General features: G+C 63.3%; 20 protein-coding genes. 7 read left to right on the forward strand and 13 right to left on the reverse strand.

Annotation, left to right across the window (positions count from 1 at the left end; all coding sequences use genetic code 11):
* Positions 1-76 precede the first annotated feature (76 nt).
* The 11 genes from ABUH87_RS06765 to ABUH87_RS06815 all read right to left on the reverse strand — a co-directional run bounded on the left by ABUH87_RS06765 (position 77) and on the right by ABUH87_RS06815 (position 11,285).
* The gene (locus ABUH87_RS06765; protein ID WP_367771594.1) at positions 77-874 is read right to left on the reverse strand and encodes a LytR/AlgR family response regulator transcription factor; all 798 of its coding nucleotides are present in this window, start codon (positions 872-874) and stop codon (positions 77-79) included.
* A 109-nt stretch (positions 875-983) separates the two neighbouring features.
* Positions 984-2,144 (reverse strand): sensor histidine kinase, encoded by a 1,161-nt coding sequence (locus tag ABUH87_RS06770; protein WP_367772174.1) that lies wholly within the window; start codon positions 2,142-2,144, stop codon positions 984-986.
* A 67-nt stretch (positions 2,145-2,211) separates the two neighbouring features.
* Entirely contained in the window at positions 2,212-2,955 is a 744-nt protein-coding gene (locus ABUH87_RS06775) for a DsbA family protein (RefSeq protein WP_367771596.1), read from the reverse strand.
* Positions 2,956-2,965: 10 nt separating this feature from the next.
* The gene (locus tag ABUH87_RS06780) at positions 2,966-4,321 is read right to left on the reverse strand and encodes a M48 family metalloprotease (protein ID WP_367771599.1); all 1,356 of its coding nucleotides are present in this window, start codon (positions 4,319-4,321) and stop codon (positions 2,966-2,968) included.
* Positions 4,322-4,442: 121 nt separating this feature from the next.
* Positions 4,443-5,837 carry a PAS domain-containing protein gene (locus ABUH87_RS06785; protein ID WP_367771602.1) on the reverse strand — a complete coding sequence of 465 codons (1,395 nt, stop codon included), beginning with the start codon at positions 5,835-5,837 and terminating at the stop codon, positions 4,443-4,445.
* A 76-nt stretch (positions 5,838-5,913) separates the two neighbouring features.
* Positions 5,914-7,194 carry an MFS transporter gene (locus ABUH87_RS06790; protein ID WP_367771605.1) on the reverse strand — a complete coding sequence of 427 codons (1,281 nt, stop codon included), beginning with the start codon at positions 7,192-7,194 and terminating at the stop codon, positions 5,914-5,916.
* A 53-nt stretch (positions 7,195-7,247) separates the two neighbouring features.
* Positions 7,248-7,694 carry a DUF2141 domain-containing protein gene (locus ABUH87_RS06795; protein ID WP_367771613.1) on the reverse strand — a complete coding sequence of 149 codons (447 nt, stop codon included), beginning with the start codon at positions 7,692-7,694 and terminating at the stop codon, positions 7,248-7,250.
* The gene (locus ABUH87_RS06800; protein WP_367771616.1) at positions 7,661-8,383 is read right to left on the reverse strand and encodes a sterol desaturase family protein; all 723 of its coding nucleotides are present in this window, start codon (positions 8,381-8,383) and stop codon (positions 7,661-7,663) included. Before ABUH87_RS06800 ends, ABUH87_RS06795 begins: the two co-directional genes overlap by 34 nt.
* Positions 8,384-8,445: 62 nt before the next feature.
* Entirely contained in the window at positions 8,446-9,249 is an 804-nt protein-coding gene (gene fabI / locus ABUH87_RS06805) for an enoyl-ACP reductase FabI (protein WP_367771619.1), read from the reverse strand.
* Between the two features lie 15 nt (positions 9,250-9,264).
* Entirely contained in the window at positions 9,265-10,245 is a 981-nt protein-coding gene (locus ABUH87_RS06810) for a YihY/virulence factor BrkB family protein (protein ID WP_367771623.1), read from the reverse strand.
* Positions 10,246-10,343: 98 nt separating this feature from the next.
* The gene (locus ABUH87_RS06815) at positions 10,344-11,285 is read right to left on the reverse strand and encodes a DnaJ C-terminal domain-containing protein (RefSeq protein ID WP_367771630.1); all 942 of its coding nucleotides are present in this window, start codon (positions 11,283-11,285) and stop codon (positions 10,344-10,346) included.
* A 220-nt stretch (positions 11,286-11,505) separates the two neighbouring features.
* Here ABUH87_RS06815 and pdxH point away from each other — a divergent pair, with 220 nt between their 5' ends.
* Genes pdxH through ABUH87_RS06830 form a run of 3 tightly spaced genes read left to right on the forward strand, consistent with a single transcriptional unit; the run spans position 11,506 to position 13,873 of the window.
* On the forward strand, positions 11,506-12,117 hold the full coding sequence (gene pdxH / locus ABUH87_RS06820) for a pyridoxamine 5'-phosphate oxidase (RefSeq protein ID WP_367771634.1): 612 nt from the start codon (positions 11,506-11,508) through the stop codon (positions 12,115-12,117).
* A complete protein-coding gene (locus ABUH87_RS06825; RefSeq protein ID WP_367771638.1) occupies positions 12,114-13,079 on the forward strand; it encodes a cation diffusion facilitator family transporter in 966 nt (321 codons plus the stop codon). Before pdxH ends, ABUH87_RS06825 begins: the two co-directional genes overlap by 4 nt.
* A complete protein-coding gene (locus ABUH87_RS06830) occupies positions 13,079-13,873 on the forward strand; it encodes a PhzF family phenazine biosynthesis protein (RefSeq protein ID WP_367771641.1) in 795 nt (264 codons plus the stop codon). The genes ABUH87_RS06825 and ABUH87_RS06830 overlap by 1 nt, the downstream gene beginning before the upstream one ends.
* A 7-nt stretch (positions 13,874-13,880) precedes the next feature.
* Here ABUH87_RS06830 and ABUH87_RS06835 read toward each other — a convergent pair whose 3' ends face one another.
* A complete protein-coding gene (locus tag ABUH87_RS06835; RefSeq protein ID WP_367771644.1) occupies positions 13,881-15,002 on the reverse strand; it encodes a serine hydrolase domain-containing protein in 1,122 nt (373 codons plus the stop codon).
* A gap of 30 nt (positions 15,003-15,032) precedes the next feature.
* Between ABUH87_RS06835 and ABUH87_RS06840 the strand changes: the two genes are divergently transcribed.
* Complete coding sequence (locus ABUH87_RS06840; protein WP_367771647.1) at positions 15,033-15,389, forward strand: hypothetical protein; 357 nt, start codon at positions 15,033-15,035, stop codon at positions 15,387-15,389.
* A gap of 133 nt (positions 15,390-15,522) precedes the next feature.
* Here ABUH87_RS06840 and mnmA read toward each other — a convergent pair whose 3' ends face one another.
* A complete protein-coding gene (mnmA, locus tag ABUH87_RS06845; RefSeq protein WP_367771650.1) occupies positions 15,523-16,674 on the reverse strand; it encodes a tRNA 2-thiouridine(34) synthase MnmA in 1,152 nt (383 codons plus the stop codon).
* A gap of 454 nt (positions 16,675-17,128) precedes the next feature.
* Here mnmA and sciP point away from each other — a divergent pair, with 454 nt between their 5' ends.
* The 3 genes from sciP to ABUH87_RS06860 all read left to right on the forward strand — a co-directional run bounded on the left by sciP (position 17,129) and on the right by ABUH87_RS06860 (position 22,389).
* Positions 17,129-17,428 carry a CtrA inhibitor SciP gene (gene sciP / locus ABUH87_RS06850; RefSeq protein WP_367771654.1) on the forward strand — a complete coding sequence of 100 codons (300 nt, stop codon included), beginning with the start codon at positions 17,129-17,131 and terminating at the stop codon, positions 17,426-17,428.
* Positions 17,429-17,741: 313 nt separating this feature from the next.
* The gene (locus tag ABUH87_RS06855) at positions 17,742-18,932 is read left to right on the forward strand and encodes an efflux RND transporter periplasmic adaptor subunit (RefSeq protein ID WP_367771658.1); all 1,191 of its coding nucleotides are present in this window, start codon (positions 17,742-17,744) and stop codon (positions 18,930-18,932) included.
* A gap of 16 nt (positions 18,933-18,948) precedes the next feature.
* On the forward strand, positions 18,949-22,389 hold the full coding sequence (locus ABUH87_RS06860; RefSeq protein ID WP_367771661.1) for an efflux RND transporter permease subunit: 3,441 nt from the start codon (positions 18,949-18,951) through the stop codon (positions 22,387-22,389).
* Positions 22,390-22,473: the final 84 nt, after the last annotated feature.

Raw genomic sequence — 22,473 nt, forward strand, 5'->3', positions numbered from 1 at the left:
GGCTTGCGGTTGTCGAGCGCTGGTTCAGCGTTGAGACGCCTGATGCCCCCTCGCATGGAGGGGGCAGGCGAAGCGCTCAATGCACGAAGCGGGCGATCACATCGCGGTATGAGCGGCTGACTTTCACTTGCGCGCCCGAATCGAGGACAAGGAAGCACTCGCCATTGGTGTGCGGCTTGACCTGGCGGACCTGGTTCAGGTTGACGATGGTGGAGCGGTGAACGCGCTGGAACACGCGCGGGTCGAGCCGGCGCTCGAGGTCCTTCATCGTCTCACGCAGGATCAGCGAGTTATCTGCCGTGCGGATGCACATGTAGTCGCCCGCCGCCTCGATATGCTCGATCGAGTCGACGTCGATGCGGAAGATCTGTCCGCGGTCCTTGATGTTGATGAGCTTCTCGTAACGGTCTGCATTCGGATCACCGTCTTCGGGAAGCTGATCCATAGCGTCCGGCGCCACTTCTGCCAGGACGGTCTTCAGCTTCTCTGCCTCTTCCGCCGAGCGTTTCTCGGCCAGACGCGTGCGCACCCGTGCCAGTGTGTCGGCAAGCTTGTCCTCCTCCACCGGCTTCATCAGGTAGTTGACGGCGTTCGCTTCAAAGGCGCGAACGGCGTGCTCCTGATATGCTGTGACGAAGACGAACAACGGCGGTTCGATCTCCATCACGCCTTTGACGACGGAGAAGCCGTCGAAGCCGGGCATCTGGATATCCAGGAAAACGAGGTCGGGCTTCTCCGTCTTGATCTTGCGGATGGCCTCACGCCCGTTGGAACAGGTATCGATGATTTCGACATCGGGGTACTTTTCCAAGCGCAGCTGAAGGCCTTGGATGGCGAGCTTTTCGTCATCGACGAGTATGGTTCGGATGGTCATTCGGTGAAATCTCCGGCGCTGGAACGCGCAGTTCGCCCCAAGGTTTCAGACCTGATTTCAGGCCGGGGTCGGGGACGAAGCCGGCCAGCTAGTGCATGGATGCAATGTATCAGCGCGGCGCCGCTGCTGCCAGCGCTGCCGCGTCTGCCTGTTCAGCGGCCTCGCGGGATTCGAAGGGAATCTCGATCACGACGGCGAACCCGCCTTCGGGTGGTTCCACGATGTCGAAACGATGATCCTCGCCATAGGCCTGCTGCAGCCGATCGCGGATATTGGACAGACCCACGCCGGTTGAGACCGGCTCCCCTCCATCATATGTCATGCCTGACAGCCTGTTGTCGGTCGTTGTCGTTTGCAAGCCCGGGCCGGTGTCGGAGACGACGATGCGAAGCATCGGACCGATAAGTTGCGTCGATATGGTGATCTCCGCTCCGGTCTCTTGCGGAGTCACAGCGTACTTGATCGCGTTCTCGACCAAGGGCTGCAGCAACAGGGAGGGCAGCAAGCCTTGCTCTGTTTCGGGGGCGATCTCGAAGCGCGTGCGGAGCCGCTCTTCGAAGCGCATCCGCTCAATGTCGAGATAGAGCTTCAGCGTTTCCACTTCCAATGCGACGGTGACCCGCGCGGAAGGCTTGTTGACGAGCGTATACCGCAAAAACGAAGAGAGCCGACTGAGCATGGCATTGGCCGGCTCGGTCTGCTTGAGCAGCACCAGCGTCGAGATCGAGTTGAGCGTGTTGAACAGGAAGTGGGGATTGAGCTGGTAGCGCAACATTGCCAGCTGCGCCTGTGTCGCCTGGTTTTCCAGCCGGATCAGCTGATCGTTCTGGTCCTCGATCTGAAGGTAGAAGTTGATCGCATAGTACAAGGCGGACCAAGCGCCGAGCAGCGTGGCGTCGTAATAGAAATAGCCGATAAACAGCTGTGCGAAGCTGGTGCTCGCCTCCGCGCGATAAAGCCAGATCACCCACGCATCGACAAACGCGTAGAGGCCGACTGCGAATGGCAGAGTCAGGACGGTGATACCCCAGGTGAAGAAGGGGCGTTTCCCGATGAGCTGGCGGAAAATGACGGCCAGGAGCAACGAGATCGAAAAGCCGGTCGCGGTGCCGATCAGAACGATGACGAGAAAAGCCGGTGACTGGTCGTTGGCGATTGCCGACATGGCGCGCAGCAGCATGGCGCCCGCCCAGCCCGCGAACTGGAGACGCCAGAACGCCTGGTTCTTGTTGGCGAAAAAAGGGATCGGCTTTATCGGCAGCACGCGCATCATCGCAGTCCGTACCCTAAAACCGCGGGCGCGGGAATCCTTACGGACGCTGCGGTAAGTCGTGCGGTCAGCGCGACCGTGCCGCCTCCACTGCCTGCGCCAGACGATCGACGCCCACTGCGCCCGAAATCAGTTCGTCACCCGCCACCCAGCTCGGCGTTCCGGCGAAGCCCAGCTTTTGGGCGAAGGATAGATTGCGCTCCAGCTCGGCGGCGACCGGCGCACTTTCCGCAACTCTCCGGGCGCGGTCAATGTCCAGACCGGCAGCCCGCGCGGCAGCTTGGATGGAGCTCTCGTCAAGCTGTCCGGCTGCAAACATGGCATTGTGGAACTGCGCGTACTTGCCTTGCTCGGCAGCAGCGAGAGCCATCTTCGCAGCAGCGGCACTGTGTGGACTGATGATGGGAAGTTCCCGCACCACCACCTTAAGATCGGGATTGTCCCGCGTCAGCTGGGCAACATCCTCGACCGAGCGGCGGCAATAGCCGCATGCGAAGTCGGTAAACTCGACAAGCGTCACCGATCCACGCGGATTGCCCAGAACAGCACCCGGGAACGGCTGCTCCAAGGTGTCGCGAACCTGGGCGAGCTGGTCGCGACTCTGGTTGCGCTGCAGGTTCTCCATCGCCTCCGGCAGGATCTCAGGATGCTCCAGAATGTAGGAGTGCACGATCTTCTCGATCGCGGCACGATCCGCCGGCACGCTGAACTGGCGATTCGCAAACCAACCGAGCGCCGCCGCTGCCGCGACCAGCAGGATGACGAGCATGATGCGGACCGGGCCGCCTGCGGTTTTTCCGTCGTTCGCCATTCAGCCGCGCCTAACTGCGTTTCCGCTCGCGTTCAATCTCGGCTCGGGCCTGGAACTCTATGTCCTGCGCCCGCAGCCAATCGGCGCTGCCCTGGGGAAGACCCAATTGGGCGGCCCGCGCGCTTGCCAGCGCTTCCTTCATCCGACCGCTCAGAATCTGTTGCTCCGCGCTGGCGAGACGGGCCCGCGCCATGTCACCCTTCGCGGCATAGATCACACCGAGCTGATACCAGGCGAACGGATTCTCACGATCGCGCGTCACGGCTGCGCGAAGCACCTCCTGTGCCTCGTCGTAGTTCTGCCGATCTTCGGTCGCGATCAGCGCATGTCCGAAAAGAGTCGCAATCAGCGGTTGGTAGCTGGTCAACTCGGTAGCGCGGCGCAGCGATTCAAGCGCCTCTTCCGGGCGGCCCGATTCGAGGAGGATCTGCCCTTTCAGCTCAAGAAAATAGGGGTCGTTGGGCGCCGTCTGCAGGAGCGCGTCGACTTCGGCCCGAGCACGGTCCAGCTGCGAATCCTTGTGATACGCATAGGCCCGCGCGTAATGGGCGTTCACCGAATTATCCGTGAGGGGATAGACCCTCAGCGTGTCGCGCGGCTCGGCCAGATAGCCGAACAGCTTTGCCTTAACCCGACGAAAGCGCTCCTCGATCTGCGGATCGCTCGGCTTGTCCCAAGCGGGATCTGCCTGGTACGTATCCAGCAGCGTAGTGATGCGATCTGCCGTCATCGGGTGTGAGCTGTAGAACTCGTCCTCCGCCTTGGGGCGGTAGCCGTGACGGAACTCAAGGTTCTGCAGCTTCTTGAAAAACTCGATGGAGCCGCGCCCGGTGATGCCCGCCTGCGAAAGGTATTGCGCGCCAGCGGCGTCCGCGCTGGCTTCCTGTGAGCGATTGTAGGCCAGGAACTTGCCCATCGCCGCCTGTTGGCCCGCCATGAGCACGCCCATAGCGGCCTCGCCTCCACCGGCAGCAGCGGCAGCGGCGCCCAGCAAGAGCGAAAGCAGGCTGATGTTGGTGGCCGATTTTCCACCAAGGTTCAGCACCGCATGGCCCCCAACGACGTGGCCAAGTTCGTGCGCTATGACGCCTTGCACCTCGTTTGCCGAGTTGGCTTCGTTGACGAGTCCTGAGTTGATGTAGACCGCTTGGCCCCCGGCAACGAATGCGTTGACACTGGAATCGTTGACGAGAACGACGTCGACGTTCTTCGGGTCCAGGCCCGATGCGGTGATCAGGGGGCGCGACATGTCGCGAAAGAGCGCCTCCGTCTCCGCGTCGCGCAGGATCGACTGCGCCGCGGCTGGCACCGATGCGAGTAGCGCAAGGAACGCGAGCATAAAGGCGCAGAAACGGCTGGAACCCATGCCTGCCGCCATAGCCGACGACCGGGTTAACCGGCGCTGAAGGGCGCATCTTTCCACGCCCTCATCATGCCCGGACAAGACGGCCTCGTCGACTGTGAATTCGCGCCAGTGGTTTGCCAGATCAGCTTAATTGCCGTGCCGCACGTTCCAGCAGGCCGGCGTCATCGGCCACTTCGCCGAGCAAGACCACCTGACCCTCAGGCATGCGGCGAGCCACCAGGAGCGTGAACTCTTCACCTTCCGCCGATAGAGCCGACAGCGGTTGCGGCTGGATCATGCGCAAGCGCCGTACCAGCCGGGGGGAGGGCGATGTCCGCTGAGGTTGCGCAAGCTCGTTCCGTCGCAACCGACGTTCCTCGGCGACAATGGCCTTGAGGCCGCCAGGTGTGCTTGCAAGATGGTCGGCAAAGTCGCCCTCGGCTATTGCCATCCGCTGGCCGTGGGCGAGTGCGGCGGCGTATTCGGCCAGGCGGGTCTTGTCGTACCCGGCGCCGAATACGAGCTTGACCACAGGTGTGAGTGGCGCGCGAGCTTGCATGGTCAGCCCGGCGTCATTCAGCAGCTCGGTCAACTCCTCGGGATGCCGAGCGGCCGCGATCGCGAAGTCGTAGGCTCGACCCAGAGCCGCGTAGAGCGCGCTTCGCGACCGGTCGTCAGCTCCTGCGGCCGTCGCCGCCATTTCTCGAGCGGAGGCGAGCCGATCCGCGAGCCCCATCTCTCCCGGGCCCAACTCTGCGGTGCAAGGTGGTGAGATAAGCGCGGCTTCGTGCCTGGTCGGCTCGGGGTAAGGCATGTCACTGAAGCCGAAATCCGGCACCGGCAGGGCCGTGAGGCGCCCAACTTCACCGGTCCCGCGCACCGCCTCTGCCGGCCCGTCAGCCCAGCCGGTGAGCGGTTGGCGCTCATGCCGGCGTGGGCTGAGCGGCTCGAGTGACTGCTCCATCTGCAGTTGCAGTTCGTCCGACACCTGCGCCTCGGCGAGCTCCTTCCAGTTGATGACGCCGAAGATGTGGTCGATGCCCTCGTCCTTGCTCGAGAAGGGCAGCAGAATCCCGCGGTAGGCGATGGTCGCGCCACGCCAGTTCACGAACTCCGCTTCAAAGCCGATGGGGGCCTCGTTCGCCAGGATTTGCATGTAGTGGTCGGTGATGCGCGACAGGAGGGAAAGCCCGGGCACTTCGCTAAGCCTGCGAATGGCGCGACCGGTGCCGCACTCCTCCGCCAACGCGCTCCCAATGTAGCCGATGCTGGGGTCATCGAGCCCCGTACTGAAGTCCAGCAGTACGCCATGAGGTCCAAAGTCCGGCAGGGTTTCAGGGGCGAGCCCCGCAAGAGGAGGGAATCGCCTGTTACCCAGTCTGCTCGCCCAGAAATTATATGCGCGCACCTGCATCCGGCGCTCGTCCTGGCCAATCGGAGCGGGTGGCAGCTCTCCACCGGCATCGTCATCATCCGCCGGGCCTTCGCCGGAGCTCCCGCCGTCCTCGCCGGAAAAGTCAGCGCGCAGAATTTCCATTGCTTGCCGTAGCCCCCTTAGCAGAGTGGCTTCTGGCGCAACGTGGTAAAATAATCGTGAAGTGGCCAGTCCAGGATCAGTCCTGAACGATCCCTTCGCCAGGCTTTGGCAGCGGCGCCACGATACGAAGCAGAAGGAAGGACGCTATCAGGAAGACCGACCCGGCATGCAGCGCAAAAGGCAAGCCCCGCCAGTCGGCTATCGCTCCCCACGTCCATGAGCCTAGCGCCATTCCGCCGAACGTTACTGCCTGATAGATGGAGAGGCACCGACCGAGGATGGCGTCGGGCGAACGCAATTGCACGGCGGTGTTGATGCTGGTGAGGATCATCACCCAGGCCATGCCGCCAATGAACGCGGCGGGCAGCGCGTACCAGACGACATGCACCTCGGCCAGGAGTGAAAGCACGAAGACGAACATCAGCGATCCCAGCGCCAGTATGCCTTCCAGATGCAGCTTGCGCCGAATCGGTCCCACGAACGGTGCTGCAAGTATGGAGCCGACGCCGAACAGTCCCAGCATCAGGCCGAACTGGAATTCGTTGCCCGAAAGCTGGTCGCTGACGATGGTAGGCAGCAGTGCCTGATACGCGGCCAGGCTGAAGCCCAGCGAAAGTCCACGAACCAGGATGCGGCGCAGCGGCGATGAGCCTGCGCAGTAGCGAATGCCAACGCCGACGGCGGGCAGAATGGCGCGTCGCTCGATGGCGCGGGCCTCGGGCTTCCACCACAGCAGCACACCAATCAGGCCGATGTAGCTGACGGCGTTGATCAGGAAAGCAAAGGACACGCCCCACATGGAGATCAGCAGGCCTCCAAGGGCAGGTCCGATGCTGCGGGCGATGTTGAAAGAAACCGAGTTCAGCGCGATGGCTTGCGGAAGCTGCCGCTGATCGACTTGCTGGCGCACCGAGGCCTGCCACGCAGGAGAATTCAGCGCCGTCCCGATCCCTACGGTCAGCGTGAACGATAGCAGCAGGATCGGGTTGATGAGACCCGCGTACGTCATCGCGGCGAGCGCGCTGGATACGAGGAGCATGCCAATCTGTGCGGCGAGCATGACGCGGCGCCGGTCAAAGTTATCGGCAATCGCTCCAGCGAAGACACCGAACAGCATGATCGGCACTGTCGCCGAGGACTGCACCAGCCCGACCAGCTGATGCGATGTGGTGAGCTCGGTCATCATCCACGCCGCGGCGATGGACTGGATGGTGGCTCCGATGTTGGAGAACAGGTTGGCGATCCAGATCGCCCGGAACACCGGATAACGGAAAGGCGAGAATGTGCCGACCTCGGCGGGCGGGTGCCCGCTGGGATCGAGTACCTCACTCGTTAAAGAGGGTTCCGCTTCTGCCACTCACCTGGAGTAGGGAGAGCCGCCAAGCCTCGCAAGCGTAGAACCAACCAAGGTCAGAGCAGATAGCGCATCTTGATCGACAGGTGCTCGCCCGTACTTCCCACCGGGAAAGCAGCGCTCGAAAAGCGTGGAGGGCCCATGACGACGGGCGCATCCTGCGAAAAGCCGAAGCCCTCGCGCGGGATGACAAGGTGCTTGTCCAGCTTGCCGTTGCTGTTCTCGTCATGGATCAGCGCGATTGCGTAGCGTCCCTCGGGAACCGTGCCGAAGCGCAGGTGTGTCGTCGTGGCAGGGACTTTGAGCCGCCGCGCATCGGGATCGTTGTTGCAGCCTGGGAAAGCCTCTGGGCGGGCAGTCAGGCAGGCCAGGATCTGCCCCCGATCAGACCGCAGATTGGTCACCAAAGCGCTTACGTCGGTACTGGGCAGAGTCGCGCCGGACGTGAGCGGGAGCGCCGCAAGCAGCGTCAGGGAACTGAGAGCCCGCGGTCGGTCCCGCACACGTGATCCCAGAAGCGAAAGTAAAGGCCGTAATTGCATCGATAAAGCTCGTGGTGACGCTGGTGATGGCTCGCCGTTATGAGGTGGTGCCCCAACGGCGAGTGAATGAGCCATCGGGGGAACATCTCCCACCCCATGTGGTTGGTTATCCCCATCACCGTCATCGTCAGCAGCACCAGGCCGAGCACGGCGACGTGGATCGGTACCAGAAAGACGAGCGCAGGTATGACGATGGCGCCGGTCAGCGCCTCGATCGGGTGAAAGCTCATCGCCGCCCAAGCTGTCGGCGGGCGGCTGGCATGATGCACCGCGTGGGCCAGCTCGAACACCCGGCGGCGATGCATCCACCGATGGGTCCAGTAGAACCAGGTATCGTGCAGGAAGAGGTAGACGAGGAAGGAGGCGGGCAGCCACCACAGCGGATAGGCGTCCACCGCTGTATATATCCGTGTCCATTCGTGGGCCTGCCATCCCCATGCAACCACGCCGGCGGGAATGCCGTAGATCGCGGCAGAGAGCAGCGACCACTTCAGCTCGCTGCGGATCTGCGGCGCCAGTCCGTCATAAAGTCCGGGCCGGACACGAGAGGTGAGCCATGCGAAGAGCCCGCTTGTGATCAGGTAGCGCACGCCCACAATCGCCGTCATCGCGACGGCGGACAGGAGCAAGGCGGCAATGCTGTCGATCATGTCCGCCTTATGCTCCCGGGGCTCGGCCGCGCCTAGTGCTGTTCGCGCGCCGCCGCTGCCGCTCAGGCGAGCGCGATATCCGGCGCGTCTTCCTGCTTCATGCCCACCACGTGATATCCGGCATCGACGTGGTGCGTTTCACCGGTCACGCCCGAGGCAAGGTCCGACAGGAAGTAGAGGCCGCTGCCGCCCACGTCCTCGATCGTGACGTTGCGACGGAGGGGCGCGTTCAACTCGTTCCACTTAAGGATGTAGCGGAAGTCGCCAATGCCGCTGGCAGCCAGCGTCTTGATCGGCCCGGCCGAGATTGCGTTCACGCGGATGTTCTGCGGCCCAAGGTCGTTCGCCAGGTACTTCACCGAGGTCTCCAGCGCCGCTTTCGCCACGCCCATGACGTTGTAATGGGGCACGACCTTCTCGGCGCCGTAGTATGTCAGCGTCAGGATCGAGCCACCCTCCGGCATCATGGCCGCCGCGCGCTTCGTCACCGCAACGAGGCTGTAGGCAGAGATGTTCATCGTCATCAGGAAGTTATCGAGGCTGGTGTCCATGTACTTGCCGCGCAACTCGTTCTTGTCGGAAAAGCCGATCGCGTGGACGACGAAGTCGATCGTCTCCCAGCGCGACTTCAGCGTGTCGAACGCGGTGTCCAGCGCATCCATGTTGGACACGTCGCACTCGATCAGGAAATCGCTGCCCAGGCTCTCCGCGAGGGGACGCACCCGCTTGGCCAAGGCATCCCCCTGATAGGAGAAGGCCAGTTCGGCGCCGTGTTCAGCCAGTTTCTTCGCAATCCCCCAGGCCAACGACTTGTCATTCGCCAGCCCCATGATGAGGCCGCGCTTTCCCTGCATTAGACCTGTCATTCGCATTTCTTTCCGTTACTCGCCGGTAGCGTTCTTCACCTGTCCGCCGGGTTGGTTCAATGCCCGCTCCTCCGGCGATTCCGTCAGCGCCGCATTCAGTTCGGCGCCCACGACCATCCCTAGTCCGACAAGCCAGAAAAAGAAAAGCGCGATCATCACGCCTGCAAGGCTGCCATAGGTCAAATCGTAGCGGAAAAATGTGCGTAACATGCGCGGAAGGGCCACGGCGACCACGACCCACCACGTCGTGACGAGGAGCGCCCCGGGCCAGCGGGGATAGATTGACTTTTGGTAAGCCGAAGGCGTGAGGGTGTAAAACAGCACATAGATCGAGCCGTAGAGTGTGAGTGCCGTAATCGCGTGCGACAGCAGCAGTGCCGCTCGTGGTGCGTCGATTAAAGGGAACAGCGCAAACAGCACTTGCTGGATCGAGGCGATCAGAACCTGGCCCGAAAGCGACAGGAGCAAGGTGAGCACCGCCAGTACGATCATCCCGGTCGAGGCGAGCCGGTACCTCCAGAACGCGTGTGTGGGCTGAGAGCCGTAAGCGCGATGGAGAATATCGCGGATAGTCTCGATCAGGCTTGCGGCAGACCACAGACCGAACAGACCGCCGACCCACAGCAACCATCCTTGCCTTGCTTCCACGGCCGCATGCGCCACCGGCCCGAGCACTTCGGATACGCGGGGGGGCAGGGCGGTCAGCAGATTGTCGATAGAGGCGTCGAGCCGCGCCTGCTCTCCAATGACCGAGAAGATGGCCGCTACGACTATGAAAAAGGGGAACAGCGCCAGCATTGTCATGTAGGCGAGATTGCCAGCGTGGATGAAACCATCCTGCCAGGCGCCGGTGATCACGCGCTTGGCAACGTTGAAGAAGCGTGAGCCGGGGCCGGTTTTTTCGCGAATGTGCGCTTGCAGCCCCGATATGCGGCGCATGGCATCCATGCGCCGCGCTTCCGGTGTCAGGTTCGACTGCGGCGGCAGATCAGTCACCTTGCACGCCCCGCAGGTCAGGGTTTGCAGGCACTGCGGCGTTCGTGTGTCCGGTTCGCGTGGCGCTGGTGGACGTGATCAGCGCATCAGCATGACGATTATACGCCCAATCGCGCACGCACATCACGCGTATCCCGCCAACCTTCAAGCCGTTTGGCAAGATCCGCATCATCTTCCGGCAAGACGATCTCCAGCGTGACAAGCTGGTCGCCGCGGCTGCCATCCTTGCGGGTGAAGCCCCTGCCTTTCAGGCGCAGGACCTTGCCTGAGCTGCTTCCGGGCGGCACCGAGAGCATCACTGCTCCGCTGACGGTCGGTGCCCGCACCTTGGCGCCGCTTACGGCTTCGTCCAGCGTCACCGGCAGATCCAGTCGCACGTCGTCACCGTCCCGTTTGAAGCACGAGTGAGGCTGGATGTGGATCGTCACAATTGCGTCTCCGGCGCCGCCAGGGCTCGGCTCGCCCTTTCCGGCCAGCCGCATCTGCGTGCCGTCCTCGACACCGGCCGGAAGTTTCAGGTCGATGGTCTTGCCATCGCCCAGCGTAATCCGCTGCGGGCTCAGGTTGGCTGCGTCGGGAAGCGAGACGGACAAGCGGTAAGCAACGTTGGCCCCTCGTGGCGCCGCACGACGCTGGCGCCCGGCGAACGGGTCTGCGCCGCCGCGCCCCGCTCCCTGGCTCCTTCCTCCGAAGATGTCGCCGAACAGATCGCCCAGGTCGATCCCCTCGCTGGAGAAGCCTTCGAAGCCGCCTTGGCCGCCACCGCCGAAGCCACGTTGCCCCCCGTAGCCACCGCCGTAGCCGCTCATCGTCGGATTGCCATCCGCGTCGATTTCACCCCTGTCGAAGCGCGCCCGATTATCTTTGTCCGAAAGCAGGTCATACGCCGCGGTGACGCTGCTGAAGCGCTCCGCTGCCTTGGGGTTGTCCTTGTTGGCGTCCGGGTGAAGCTCCTTGGCGAGCTTGCGATAGGCGGACTTGATCTCCTTTTCGCTTGCACCGCGTGAGACGCCGAGAGTGGAATAAGGGTCTGCTGCCATATCGGGCACATAGCTAGGGTGGCGCAGCGCGTACGGCAAGCGTGGCGTTCAGACGTACTTTCCTACACGCCGGCGCGCCGCTACCTGTAGGGCGGTGAATGGCCGCCCGTTTGCCCGCGCACTCCTGGCGATATTGCTGCACGCCAAGAAGAAGTGGAGGGCGATTATCGCTTCTGGACACCGGCAACTGCGGCAACCGAAAAGGCACTGAAGGAAACCTATGAACACGGACCTGTCGGAAGACGTTATCCCGCAGAGCGACCCTCTGGGCCTTTTCGAGCGCTGGTACGGCGAAGCGCGTGAGTTCGAACTCAACGATTCAAACGCGATGGCGCTGGCCACGGCAACGCCCGACGGTCTGCCATCCGTCCGTATGGTGCTGCTGAAGGGGCACGGGCCAGACGGCTTCGTCTTCTATACGAATGCGCGAAGCCGGAAGGGCGGGGAACTGCTGGCCAATCCCAACGCAGCGCTTCTGTTTCACTGGAAGAGCCTGCGCCGCCAGATCCGGATCGAAGGCGCGGTCACTGAAGTCGACGCCGCAACGGCAGACCAGTATTTTCACTCGCGCGCCCGCGATTCTCAGCTGGGCGCGGTCGCCTCCGATCAATCGGCGCCTCTCGATTCGCGCGAAACTTTCGTGACGCGGTTCGAGGAGGCTCGGGCGCGGTTTGGTGATGGCGAAATCGAGCGGCCGGCACATTGGACCGGTTTTCGCCTCCTGCCTCGCGCCATAGAGTTCTGGACCGATCGCGCGCATCGCCTGCATGAGCGCCGTCGCTTCGAGCGTACCCCGGACGGATCGTGGACCAGCACGCTTCTCTATCCGTGAACGAATCGCGAAGGCTGAACCTGAGCGCGGCGGCCGCCAGCATCACGGCGGCCGTGCTGCTGCTCGGCCTCAAGGCATGGGCCGCGTGGTCGACGGGGTCGACAGCGATGCTCGGCAGCCTGGCCGACACCGCGCTCGACCTTGTGGCGAGCGTTGCCACGCTTACCGGCGTCTGGATCGCCGCCATGCCGGCGGACGACAAGCATCGCTTCGGCCACGGAAAGGCAGAGGCGATCGCCGCGCTGTTCCAGATCGTGCTCATTTCCATTTCCGCTCTGGGCATTGCAGCGCGCGCGGTGGAGCAGTTCTTCGAAGGGGCGCGAACGGAGGCGGCCGAATACGGCATCGGCGTGTCTGTGGGAGCAATCGTCATCACGCTCGCCTTGTTGGGGTGGCAGCGGCACGTCACGCGCCGCACCGGCAGCTTGGCCGTCCATACCGACAGCGTGCACTACCAGTCTGACCTCCTGCTCAACGCTGCGGTTATCTCGGCCTTGGCAATGGATCAGTACGCCGGGATCTCGGGCGCGGATCCGCTGTTCGGCCTCGCCATTGCGTGCTGGCTCGGATGGAATGCCTGGAAGGCGTCTCAGGACGCCATTGAGCAATTGATGGACCGGGAGTGGCCGAGCGTAAAAAAGGAACGGTTTCTGGCAGTCCTGGCTCGCAACCCTGACATCACGGGGGTCCACGATCTGCGCACCCGCACTTCCGGCAACCGGGACTTCGTGCAGTTTCACGTATGGGTCGATCCGGAGATGACCGTGCGCGAGGCTCATCGCGTCATGGATGATATCGAAACGCGGCTGCAGGCGGAATTCCCCGAAGTGGAGATACTGATCCACCCCGATCCCGAAGGTCTGGTGGACGAGGAAGGGCCTCGAGCCCGAGACGTGCTTCCACACACCTGCGATGTCGACCATGCTCTCGGAGCAATGTCCTCTACTGAAAAGGCGCGCTGATGCCCTCTGTTCCTTACTGGCACGTCGATGCCTTCGCCGATCGGCCCTTCGCCGGCAACCAGGCAGCAGTGATGGTGCTGGAGGACTGGCCCGATGATGCGGTGCTTCAGGCCATCGGCGAGGAGAACAACTTCGCCGAGACTGCTTTCCTCGTCCGGGACACAAGCGGGGCGGCCGATTGGGAGCTGCGCTGGTTCACTCCCACCTGCGAGATCCGGCTCTGTGGCCACGCGACACTTGCCTCCGGTCATGTCCTGCTTGGACTGGAACCGCACGCCAAGGCTGTCACCTTCCGCACACGCAAAGCCGGAATACTAACGGTTCGGCGTGGAGGTGCAGCGCTTGAGCTGGGGCTGCCTACCATCCCCACGTCGCGGAGAGATTTCCCGGAGGCCGTTGCGCTGCTTGGCGCAAATCCGCTGGAGACGTGGCGCTCGCCAGACGGATACAACATCTTCCTGTTTGCGGATGAACGCGAAGTGCGCGGGCTGGCGCCGGACCTGCGGGGACTGGCCGCTCTGGGAGATGACCAGTTCATCGTTACCGCGCAGGGCCGGGAGACGGACATGGTCAGCCGCGTCTTCGTTCCGGGCGGAGGGGTGGATGAGGACAGCGTGACGGGTTCCGCCCATGCCGCGCTGACGTGGTTCTGGAGCGAACGGCTGGGCAAAGAGGAACTGACAGCGTTTCAAGCGTCGCGACGGGGAGGCAGCCTGATTTGTCGGCGCGCGGGAGAGCGGGCTTGGCTTGGCGGGCCTTGTGTTACGGTCGTGGAAGGGCGCTTCGCGTTCTAGGGCCCCGCTAGCCGGGAAACAGATCCAGCAGCACGCCCATACGATCGTGCAGAGCGCCTTCCAGTTCGGGAGGCGTATGTCCGAGGCGCACGACGGTGAGCAATTGCCCCGGCGACCCCACTACGTATTGCCCATGCTCGCCCCGGCACGCGAACAGGCTCTTGCGCGCTTGGCCGGGCCAGAGCGGCGCCACGCCCTCAGGCGGTGTGCCGTTCAGCCATACGCCGGCACCGTAGGCCGGGTTGCGAGGCGATGCGCTACGCATGAAGTGGACCCAGCGATGGGGGAGTACCTGCGCTCCCTTCACCGACCCGTTATGGCGGAGGAACTCCCCCAACTGAGCCCAGTCTCGGGCGGGTGCCAGCATCATGCTCGACCCCACGAGTGTGCCCGCGCGGTCGAAGCTGACGCGCGTGTTCGACATCCCGACCGGCTCCAGGACGCGCGTGCGCAGATAGTCGCTTACGACGCGGCGGCGTATGTCCGGAGAACGGCTGTCGGTGAGCACGCGGGCGGCAAGGTCAGTCAGGATTACACCCGTTGCAGAAGATGGCTCGAACAGGCGGCCCGCAGGCGCCTCCAGGGGTTGGGCCTCCGCGTAGGCGGCCATGTCGTCTCGCCCGTCGAGAAACAGCATTCGCATGCGGTCCGACTTGCGATCAAGCTCCGCATTCTCCTGGTGACGCAGGCCCGAACGCATCTGCAGGAGCTGGCGCAAGGTAATTTCGCCGCGCGGATCTCCGGGGCGTTGCCAGTCCGGCACGGGTGCCGTCTCATCCATCCGCAGCCGCCCGTCGCTCACGAGCTGTCCGACCATCAAAGCCGTCACGCACTGGGCCATGGACCACCCGGGCAGCGCCGTCTTCGCGCTAATTTCGGGGGCATAGCGCTCGACGATGACGTTGCCACGCTTCATCACGAGCAGCGCCTGCGTCTGGCCGACTGCCTCCTCGTCAAACAGGGCGTCTATCGCGCGGGCGAGGGGCACGCGCGCCGCACCACCGTCGCCGCGAATCGCGGCTGTCGCCTCCGAGCTCGGCGGCGGCGGACCATCGGGCTGACTGGCGCAGGCCGACAGGGCTGGCAGCAGGGCGAGGGCGAAGATAAGGGGCAGGCGGCGCGGCAACATGCGCGCGGGTGATGTGCGAGGCGGGAGGCGATGGCAACAGCCAAGACGATGGAAGTGCGGCAACACCAGCCTTCGCGCTGGAGGCGTAATCTCGTGCTGCTGGCCTGTGCTCTGGCAGTGGCGATCGTCGCCTTCTTCTGGGGCAGGATGCGCGAAACGTCTCTGGCAAGCACGGCTTACAGTGCCCAGACGGCCTGCCTCTGTCGTTTTGCCGCAAGCCGCAGCCTTGAGGCTTGCGAGGCCGACCCCGGCGTCTCCCGGCCCTGGGTGACGCTCAGCGAGGATGTGGCATCGCGCAGCCTGACCGCTCGCGTCCCCGGAATCGCGGAGCAGACGGCCCGCTGGTCGCCCCGCGGTGGCTGCATGCTCGAGCCGTGGAGCGATTAGAGCGTTTCCACTTTTAGCGGAAGGCACTCCAGATATTCAAAACCCAAGTCTATCGAGACCCAAGTCTATCGAGACCCAGGTCCATCGAGACGTCGACTCTAAACGGTCATTCCGACCATGCTCTAGTGCCGGCTCACGACGCGGGTGCAGTCCCTGCAATCCAGCCGCCGCCGACGACACGTTCGCCAGCGTAGAGTACGGCAGCCTGCCCGGGAGCGACGCCGTATTCCGGCTCATGGAAGTGGATCGTCACTTCGGCGCCCTCGCCGAGCTGTCCCTCCAGAGTGACAGGTACGGGCTTGGCCAAAGATCGCACCTTGGCATGGAGCGGCTGGTCGGGAAGAGGGCCTATGCGGTTTGTCTCCACGATCGTTGCAGCTTGTACGCCGAGCATGCGTCGCGGTCCTACGAGCACCTGACGGTTCTCTGCCTCGATGCCCACGACGTACAGCGGTTCCGGCTGGCCGCCGATCTCGAGACCTCGCCGCTGTCCGACGGTGTAGTGGATCACGCCGCGGTGGTTGCCCAGCACGGCCCGGGTCTCGGCGTGGATGATCTCGCCGGCAGCATCCGCATCCGGCCGGAGCTGACGGACCACTTTGGCGTAGTCGCCGTCCGGTACGAAACAGATGTCCTGGCTGTCAGGCTTGCCGGCAACACGCAGGCCCGCGGCTTCGGCGAGCCGCCTCGTTTCGGCCTTCGGCAAGCCGCCAAGCGGGAACCGCAAGAAAGACAGCTGGGCCTCGGTGGTCGCATAAAGGAAGTAGCTCTGGTCACGAGCAGGATCGGCAGCGCGGTGCAATTCGGGACCAGCAGCCCCTTCTACACGGCGCACATAATGCCCGGTGGCGAGGCAATCGGCGCCAAGGTCTCGCGCCATGGCGAACAGATCGGTGAATTTCGGTCCCATGTTGCAGCGAATGCAAGGAATCGGTGTTCTGCCAGCAAGATAGTCGTCGGCAAAGCGCTCCACCACGTCTTCGCGAAACGCGCTCTCATGATCGAATACATAGTGCGCGATGCCAAGCCGATCTGCCACCGCGCGAGCGTCGCGGATGTCGTCGCCGGCACAGCATGCCCCTTTTCGTCCGGTCGCTGCCCCGTAGTCGTAAAGCTGTAGGGTGACGCCGATCGTCTCTGCACCGCTTGCCGCAGCGAGGGCGGCAACCACCGAACTGTCGACGCCGCCGGACATGGCGACAACAATACGACGCGCGCGCAGCGGAGCAGGCAATTGAAAAAGCGCCGCGGCCTCGGGGGCGGCCAAGTTATTCAAAAGACTCATTGCGACCCCATAGCGGCTCGCAACTCGCCTGACCACGGGCCCGCAGACCTGCCGAAAAGTTAACCAATCTGAACAACTTGTAAAAGAGCTCTTTACCTCATCTTGACCGCGCCGCGGCTAAGGTGGCGCCGATGGACATGTTGTTTGATCTTGATGACCCGGCGGCCGGTCGTCCCGTCCGCGGAAATCCGGGGGCCACGGGACACCCAAGTTGGCCGGAGCTGCTTGCGCGCATGGTCGCTGCGCGTGAGGCAAGCGTTTCCCTTGCAAGGGAAATGAGGACAACCTCGCACATCGGGCGCGGCAGTTTCGCCGAATCTGCAGTGCCGTTCGTCGCAACTCACACCACATGTAAACAGACTGTTAACTCAAACAATTCAGGCAATCGCAAGCCAGCCAACCCCAAATTGTCGCACGACGCCGGCGTCAAGAGAACCGGTGGACGAGGGTACACATGATCGAAAATCAGAAGATCCGACCGGCCGAGGTTATTGGTCCGCTCGGAGAGCCGCTCACTCTGGATTCTTTGCCCTCGCCGGATACCCGGCGTTGGGTGGTACGCCGCAAGGCGGAAGTCGTTGCTGCCGTGAACGGCGGGCTGTTGTCCATTGACGAAGTCTGCGAGCGTTATCAGCTGACGCTGGAGGAGTTCGCTTCATGGCAGCGCGCGGTTGATCGGTCCGGTATGCAAGGCTTGAGGGTGACGCGCATCCAACACTACCGCGATCTTTATGAGCGTCAGCAGAAATACTGACTCTCCTGTATCCGAACTGGCCGGAATCATGAAGCGGGGCTCGTTGCAAGGCGGGCCCCGTCTGATTCCGGCTCCATAAATCGGTGCAGGGCGTCAGCTCGTCATTGATGGTGACGAAAAAGATGCACTTCGTCTTGTAACGTGATCTGAAGTGCGCGCGGATGAGTTCGCGTTTGCCAGTGACAAGCCTGCGGTATATGGCTCGCCTAGGTTATTTTTCCGGTGAGCTAGGTGGCAGCAGCAGATGCGGTCCCTGTGGAGCGCCGGGTTTGCGGCGTCCGGCAGCGAGCCGGCGCCGTGCAGGTGGCAGCTGATGAACTACGACGCCAAGATCGAGACAGCGCGCGATACGTCCCAGGATCCGGCGCTGGAGGCGGAAAGCGTGAAGGATGCGCGCTCGCGGCGACGCGTTCTGCTGATTGTCGCCGCAGTGGTGCTGGCGATGATCGGGCTATGGTTCCTCCTGCATTCGCGTAGCGGCGAGCCAGCGACCGACGCGGGTGCCGCACAAGTGCCTGTGGTAACCGTGGCGAGCCCCGGCCGTGCCACCATTTCGGGCGAGATTACCGGTACCGGGTCGATCGCTGCACGGCGGGAGCTGCCAGTCGGCTCCGTCGGTGAGGGCGGGCAAGTCGTCAGCGTGCTCGTGGATGCCGGGGACTGGGTCAAGGAAGGGCAGACGCTTGCGGTTGTCGATCGATCGGTTCAGGCTCAGCAGGTTGCTAGCCTGGCCGCGCAGGTCGATGTCGCGGCCGCTGACGCACGTCTTGCCCAGGCCAACCTCGATCGTGCGCTCAAGCTGGTTGAGCGTGGCTTCATATCACGCGCCGACATCGATCGATTGACTGCCACGCGCGATGCCGCCCAGGCCCGCGTTGATGTTGCTCGCGCCCAGTTGGGCGAGGCCAGGGCTCGCAACAATCGCCTCAACATCGTTGCACCCGAGGGCGGGCTCGTTCTGTCGCGCGACGTGGAGCCGGGTCAGGTTGTGGGCGGAGGGAGCGGCGTGCTGTTCCGCATCGCCCAAGGTGGCCAGATGGAGTTACTGGCGCGTTTGAGCGAAAGCGATCTTGCCAAACTGTCCGTAGGTGTGCGCGCGGAAGTGACTCCGGTCGGTTCAGATCGCACGTATGAAGGCCAGGTCTGGCAGCTATCTCCGGTCGTGAACGAGCAGGACCGCCAGGGAGAGGCGCGCATCGCGCTGCCCTATGCACCCGGCCTGAGGCCTGGCGGTTTCGCAACCGCCCGGATTGCGTCCGGCACTCTGGTCGCTCCGCGCTTGCCGGAATCCGCCATTCTCAGCGATGAGAAAGGCTCTTTCGTGTACATCGTCAACAAGGATGGGCGCGTTGAACGCCGTCCGGTCAAGACCGGACTTGTCACCGCTGAGGGAATTGCAATTACCGAGGGCCTGACCGGCACCGAACGGGTCGTGCTGCGCGCCGGCGGGTTTTTGAACCCCGGCGATGCGGTCAAGACCCGCCGTGCCGAGCAGGGCGGCTGAGCGAAAGACGAACACCATGGGTCTTCGCAATATCTCGGCATGGTCGATCCGTAACCCGATCATCCCGATCGTATTCTTCTTCGGCTTGCTCGTCGCCGGACTGGTTTCGTTCAGCCGGATGGACGTGAACAACATGCCGGACATCGAGTTCCCCGGCGTGGTGGTACAGGTCTCGCAACCCGGCGCTGCGCCCAGCGAGATCGAAACGCAGATCACGCAGATCGTGGAAGGGGCCGTTCGCTCGATCCCGGGTATCGAGGAGATCCAGTCGACTGCCTCCGAGGGCAGTTCGCAAACTCTCGTTTTCTTCAATGTCGGGACGGACGCCGACGATGCCACCAACCAGGTCAAGAACGCGGTAGACCAGATCCGTTCCGACCTGCCGGAAGGCATCCTGGAGCCGCAGGTTCAGAAGATCGAGGCCGGTGGCGGCGGCTCCCTCGCCTACTTCGCGGTCAGCGCAGACGATATGACGATGGAGCAGCTCAGCTGGTTCATCGATGACACCGTCGCCAAGAGCCTGCTGTCCGTTGAGGGGCTGGCCAAGGTTGAGCGCGCCGGAGGCGTCGATCGCGAGATCCGCGTGGTTGTCGACCCTGCTCGCATGGCGGCCTTGGGGGTCACTGCGCGCGATATCAACAACGTGCTGCGCGCGGTCAACGTGGATGCGGCGGGCGGCCGGGCCGAGATCGCAGGATCACGCCAGTCGGTCCGTGTTCTTGGCAACGCGGACACGGCTTACGAGCTGTCTCAGACCCGCATCAATCTGGGCAATGGCCGCTCGGTCAAACTCGCCGACATCGCGAACGTGTACGATGGCTATTCCGAGCAGGTGCGGATCGCCAAGCTCAATGGGCGCGAGGTCGTAACCTTTGGGTTCGAGAGGGCACTCGGCGCGTCGGAAGTTACTGTCTACGACGACGCGATGGAGCGGCTTGAGGAGATCCGGAAGGAGAATCCGAACGTCCACTTCACAGAGCTTTTCAGCCAGGTGGACTATACCAAGGATCAGTACACCAGTTCGATGGAGGCGCTGGTCGAGGGTGCCGTACTCGCCATCGTGATCGTCTATCTCTTCCTGCGCGACTGGCGAGCCACGTTCATCTCGGCTATCGCGATCCCGCTTTCGGCGATCCCCACCTTTTGGTTCATGGATCTCCTGGGCTTCACGCTGAACTTCCTGTCGCTGTTGGCGCTGAGCTTGGTGGCAGGCGTCCTTGTCGACGACGCGATTGTCGAAATCGAGAACATCGTGAGGCACATGCGGATGGGCAAATCCGCGTACCAGGCGTCGATCGACGCCGCTGACGAGATCGGGCTTGCCGTCGTTGCCACCACCTTCTCGATTGTCGCGGTATTCCTGCCGGTTGGCCTGATGCCGGGTATTCCGGGGCAGTTCTTCAAGGCCTTTGGACTTACCGTCGTGGCGGCGGTGCTGATGAGTCTGGCCGTGGCGCGTGTCGTCACGCCAATGCTGGCCGCTTACTTCCTGAAAGCTCACGGCCATGCCGAACACGGCGGCGGCAAGGCTATGGACTTGTACCTGCGTGTACTCACTTGGACGCTCGACAGTCGGGAATCGCAGCGGCTGCGCGCTTTGGTGCAGCGCGCGCCGTCGAGCCCATGGTTCTATCCCTTGGCTTTCCTGCTGATGGCGACAATCCTTGGAGCCGGCATCGCGTTGGCAGTCGTTGTCTTTCAGATGATCGATGCAGCCCTGCGCGGCATGGGCTTCGATAGGACCGCCTTCGTCCTTTCAGCGGTGATCGCTCCCATTGTCGTGCCGTTCGTCGTTCTGATCCTGGGTCGGCTGTTCCGCCGCCTGTTCGGAGCGCTGGGGGCGTTTGGCCGCTGGTACCGCTACATCTCGGACCGCTTTGCGGCACGGATGCGCGATCACCGCTTTTACGCATTCTGCGTGGGCGTTTATGCTCTCGTGGTCACCTTTGCGCTGCTTGCCGGTGCGCCGCAGCAGTTCCAGCCCAACACGAACGAAGACACCAGCCGCGTTAATATCGAGATGGTGCCGGGCACCACGCTTGAGCAGACCTCCGCCGTCGCAGGCCGCGTTACCCGTCTCATCGAGGCGCAGCCTGAGGTGGAACAGGTGATGGAAGCGGCGCGCGAGGGCAACGGTACGCTGTACGTCTCGCTCAAACCCGCCGCTGAACGGGACGCGACCAGCGTCGAGTTTGAGCGCAGGCTGGCACCCGAGCTTCAGCAGATCCCGGATGCGCGAGTCAGCTTTGCCAGCCAGTCAGGCGGCTTCGGTTCGGGGCGCGACATTTCGGTTATGCTCTCCGGCAGCAATCCGGATCAGCTCATGGCGGCCGCCCAGACGCTGGTGGAGCAGATGCGCACGATCGATGGCGTCGTTGCGCCGCGGGTCGCGGCGGACCTCAAGCGGCCGGAACTCGTCGTCGTACCCCGCCTCGATCTGGCAGCTCAGCTTGGCGTCACGACTTCGGCTCTCAGTCAGGCGATCCGCATCGCCACCCTCGGGGAGATCGACCAGAACACAGCCAAGTTCTCGCTCACGGACCGTCAGGTTCCTATCCGCGTGATCCTCCCAACCGCATCGCGCCAGGATCTCTCCACGATAGAGAACCTGCCCGTTCCGACTGCCTCTGGCGGGTCGGTGCCGCTCAAGCGCGTCGCGGAGATCCGCTTCGGTTCCGGTCCGACGCAGATCCAGCGCTACAACCAGGCGCGTCGCATCTTCGTGGGTGCGGACCTTGGGCCCGGGAAGGTCAAGGGGCCGATCATGGAGCAGATCCAGAACCTGCCCATCATGAAGGACCTTCCGTCGGGCGTCTCGAACGCGCCGGTCGGTGAGGACAAGTGGCAGGCGGAGATGATCAACAACTTCATCATCGCCGTCATCAGCGGCATCTTCCTGGTCTTCGCGGTGCTGGTGCTGCTCTACAAGCGCTTTGTGTCGCCACTCGTGAACATGGCATCCCTGCTGCTCGCACCGCTTGGTGGGCTGCTGGCGCTCACCATCGTTGGACAGCCGGTCTCCATGCCGGTCTACATCGGGATTCTCATGTTGCTGGGGATCGTGGCCAAGAACTCGATCCTGCTGATCGACTTCGCGATCGAGGAGATGGACAAGGGCGTGAACAAGCTGCACGCGATCATCGACGCGGGCCGCAAGCGCGCCCAGCCTATCGTGATGACGACCGTGGCGATGACTGCGGGCATGGTGCCGACGGCGATCTCCCTTTCCGGCGATGCCGCTTTCCGGGCGCCCATGGGTCTGACGGTGATCGGCGGCCTGCTGCTCTCAACCTTGCTGACGCTCGTGATCGTTCCTGCAGCCTTTAGCCTGGCCGATGGTTTCGAGAAGCGGATCGGACCGAAGCTGCGCCGTACGTTCCTGACGTACGACCCCGCGCATGCGGACGCCGGTGCCAACCACCGGCCCACCGACAACGGCGGCCTGCCTGCAGAGTAGCGCCTGCGGCCTGACCAACGGAGCGTGTTCCTGCCGAAATCGCCGTCCAGACAGCCGTTCGCATCCGTTCCGCCGCCGGATCGT

It is taken from the genome of Novosphingobium rhizovicinum (assembly GCF_040813635.1).
Lineage (GTDB): Bacteria > Pseudomonadota > Alphaproteobacteria > Sphingomonadales > Sphingomonadaceae > Novosphingobium > Novosphingobium rhizovicinum.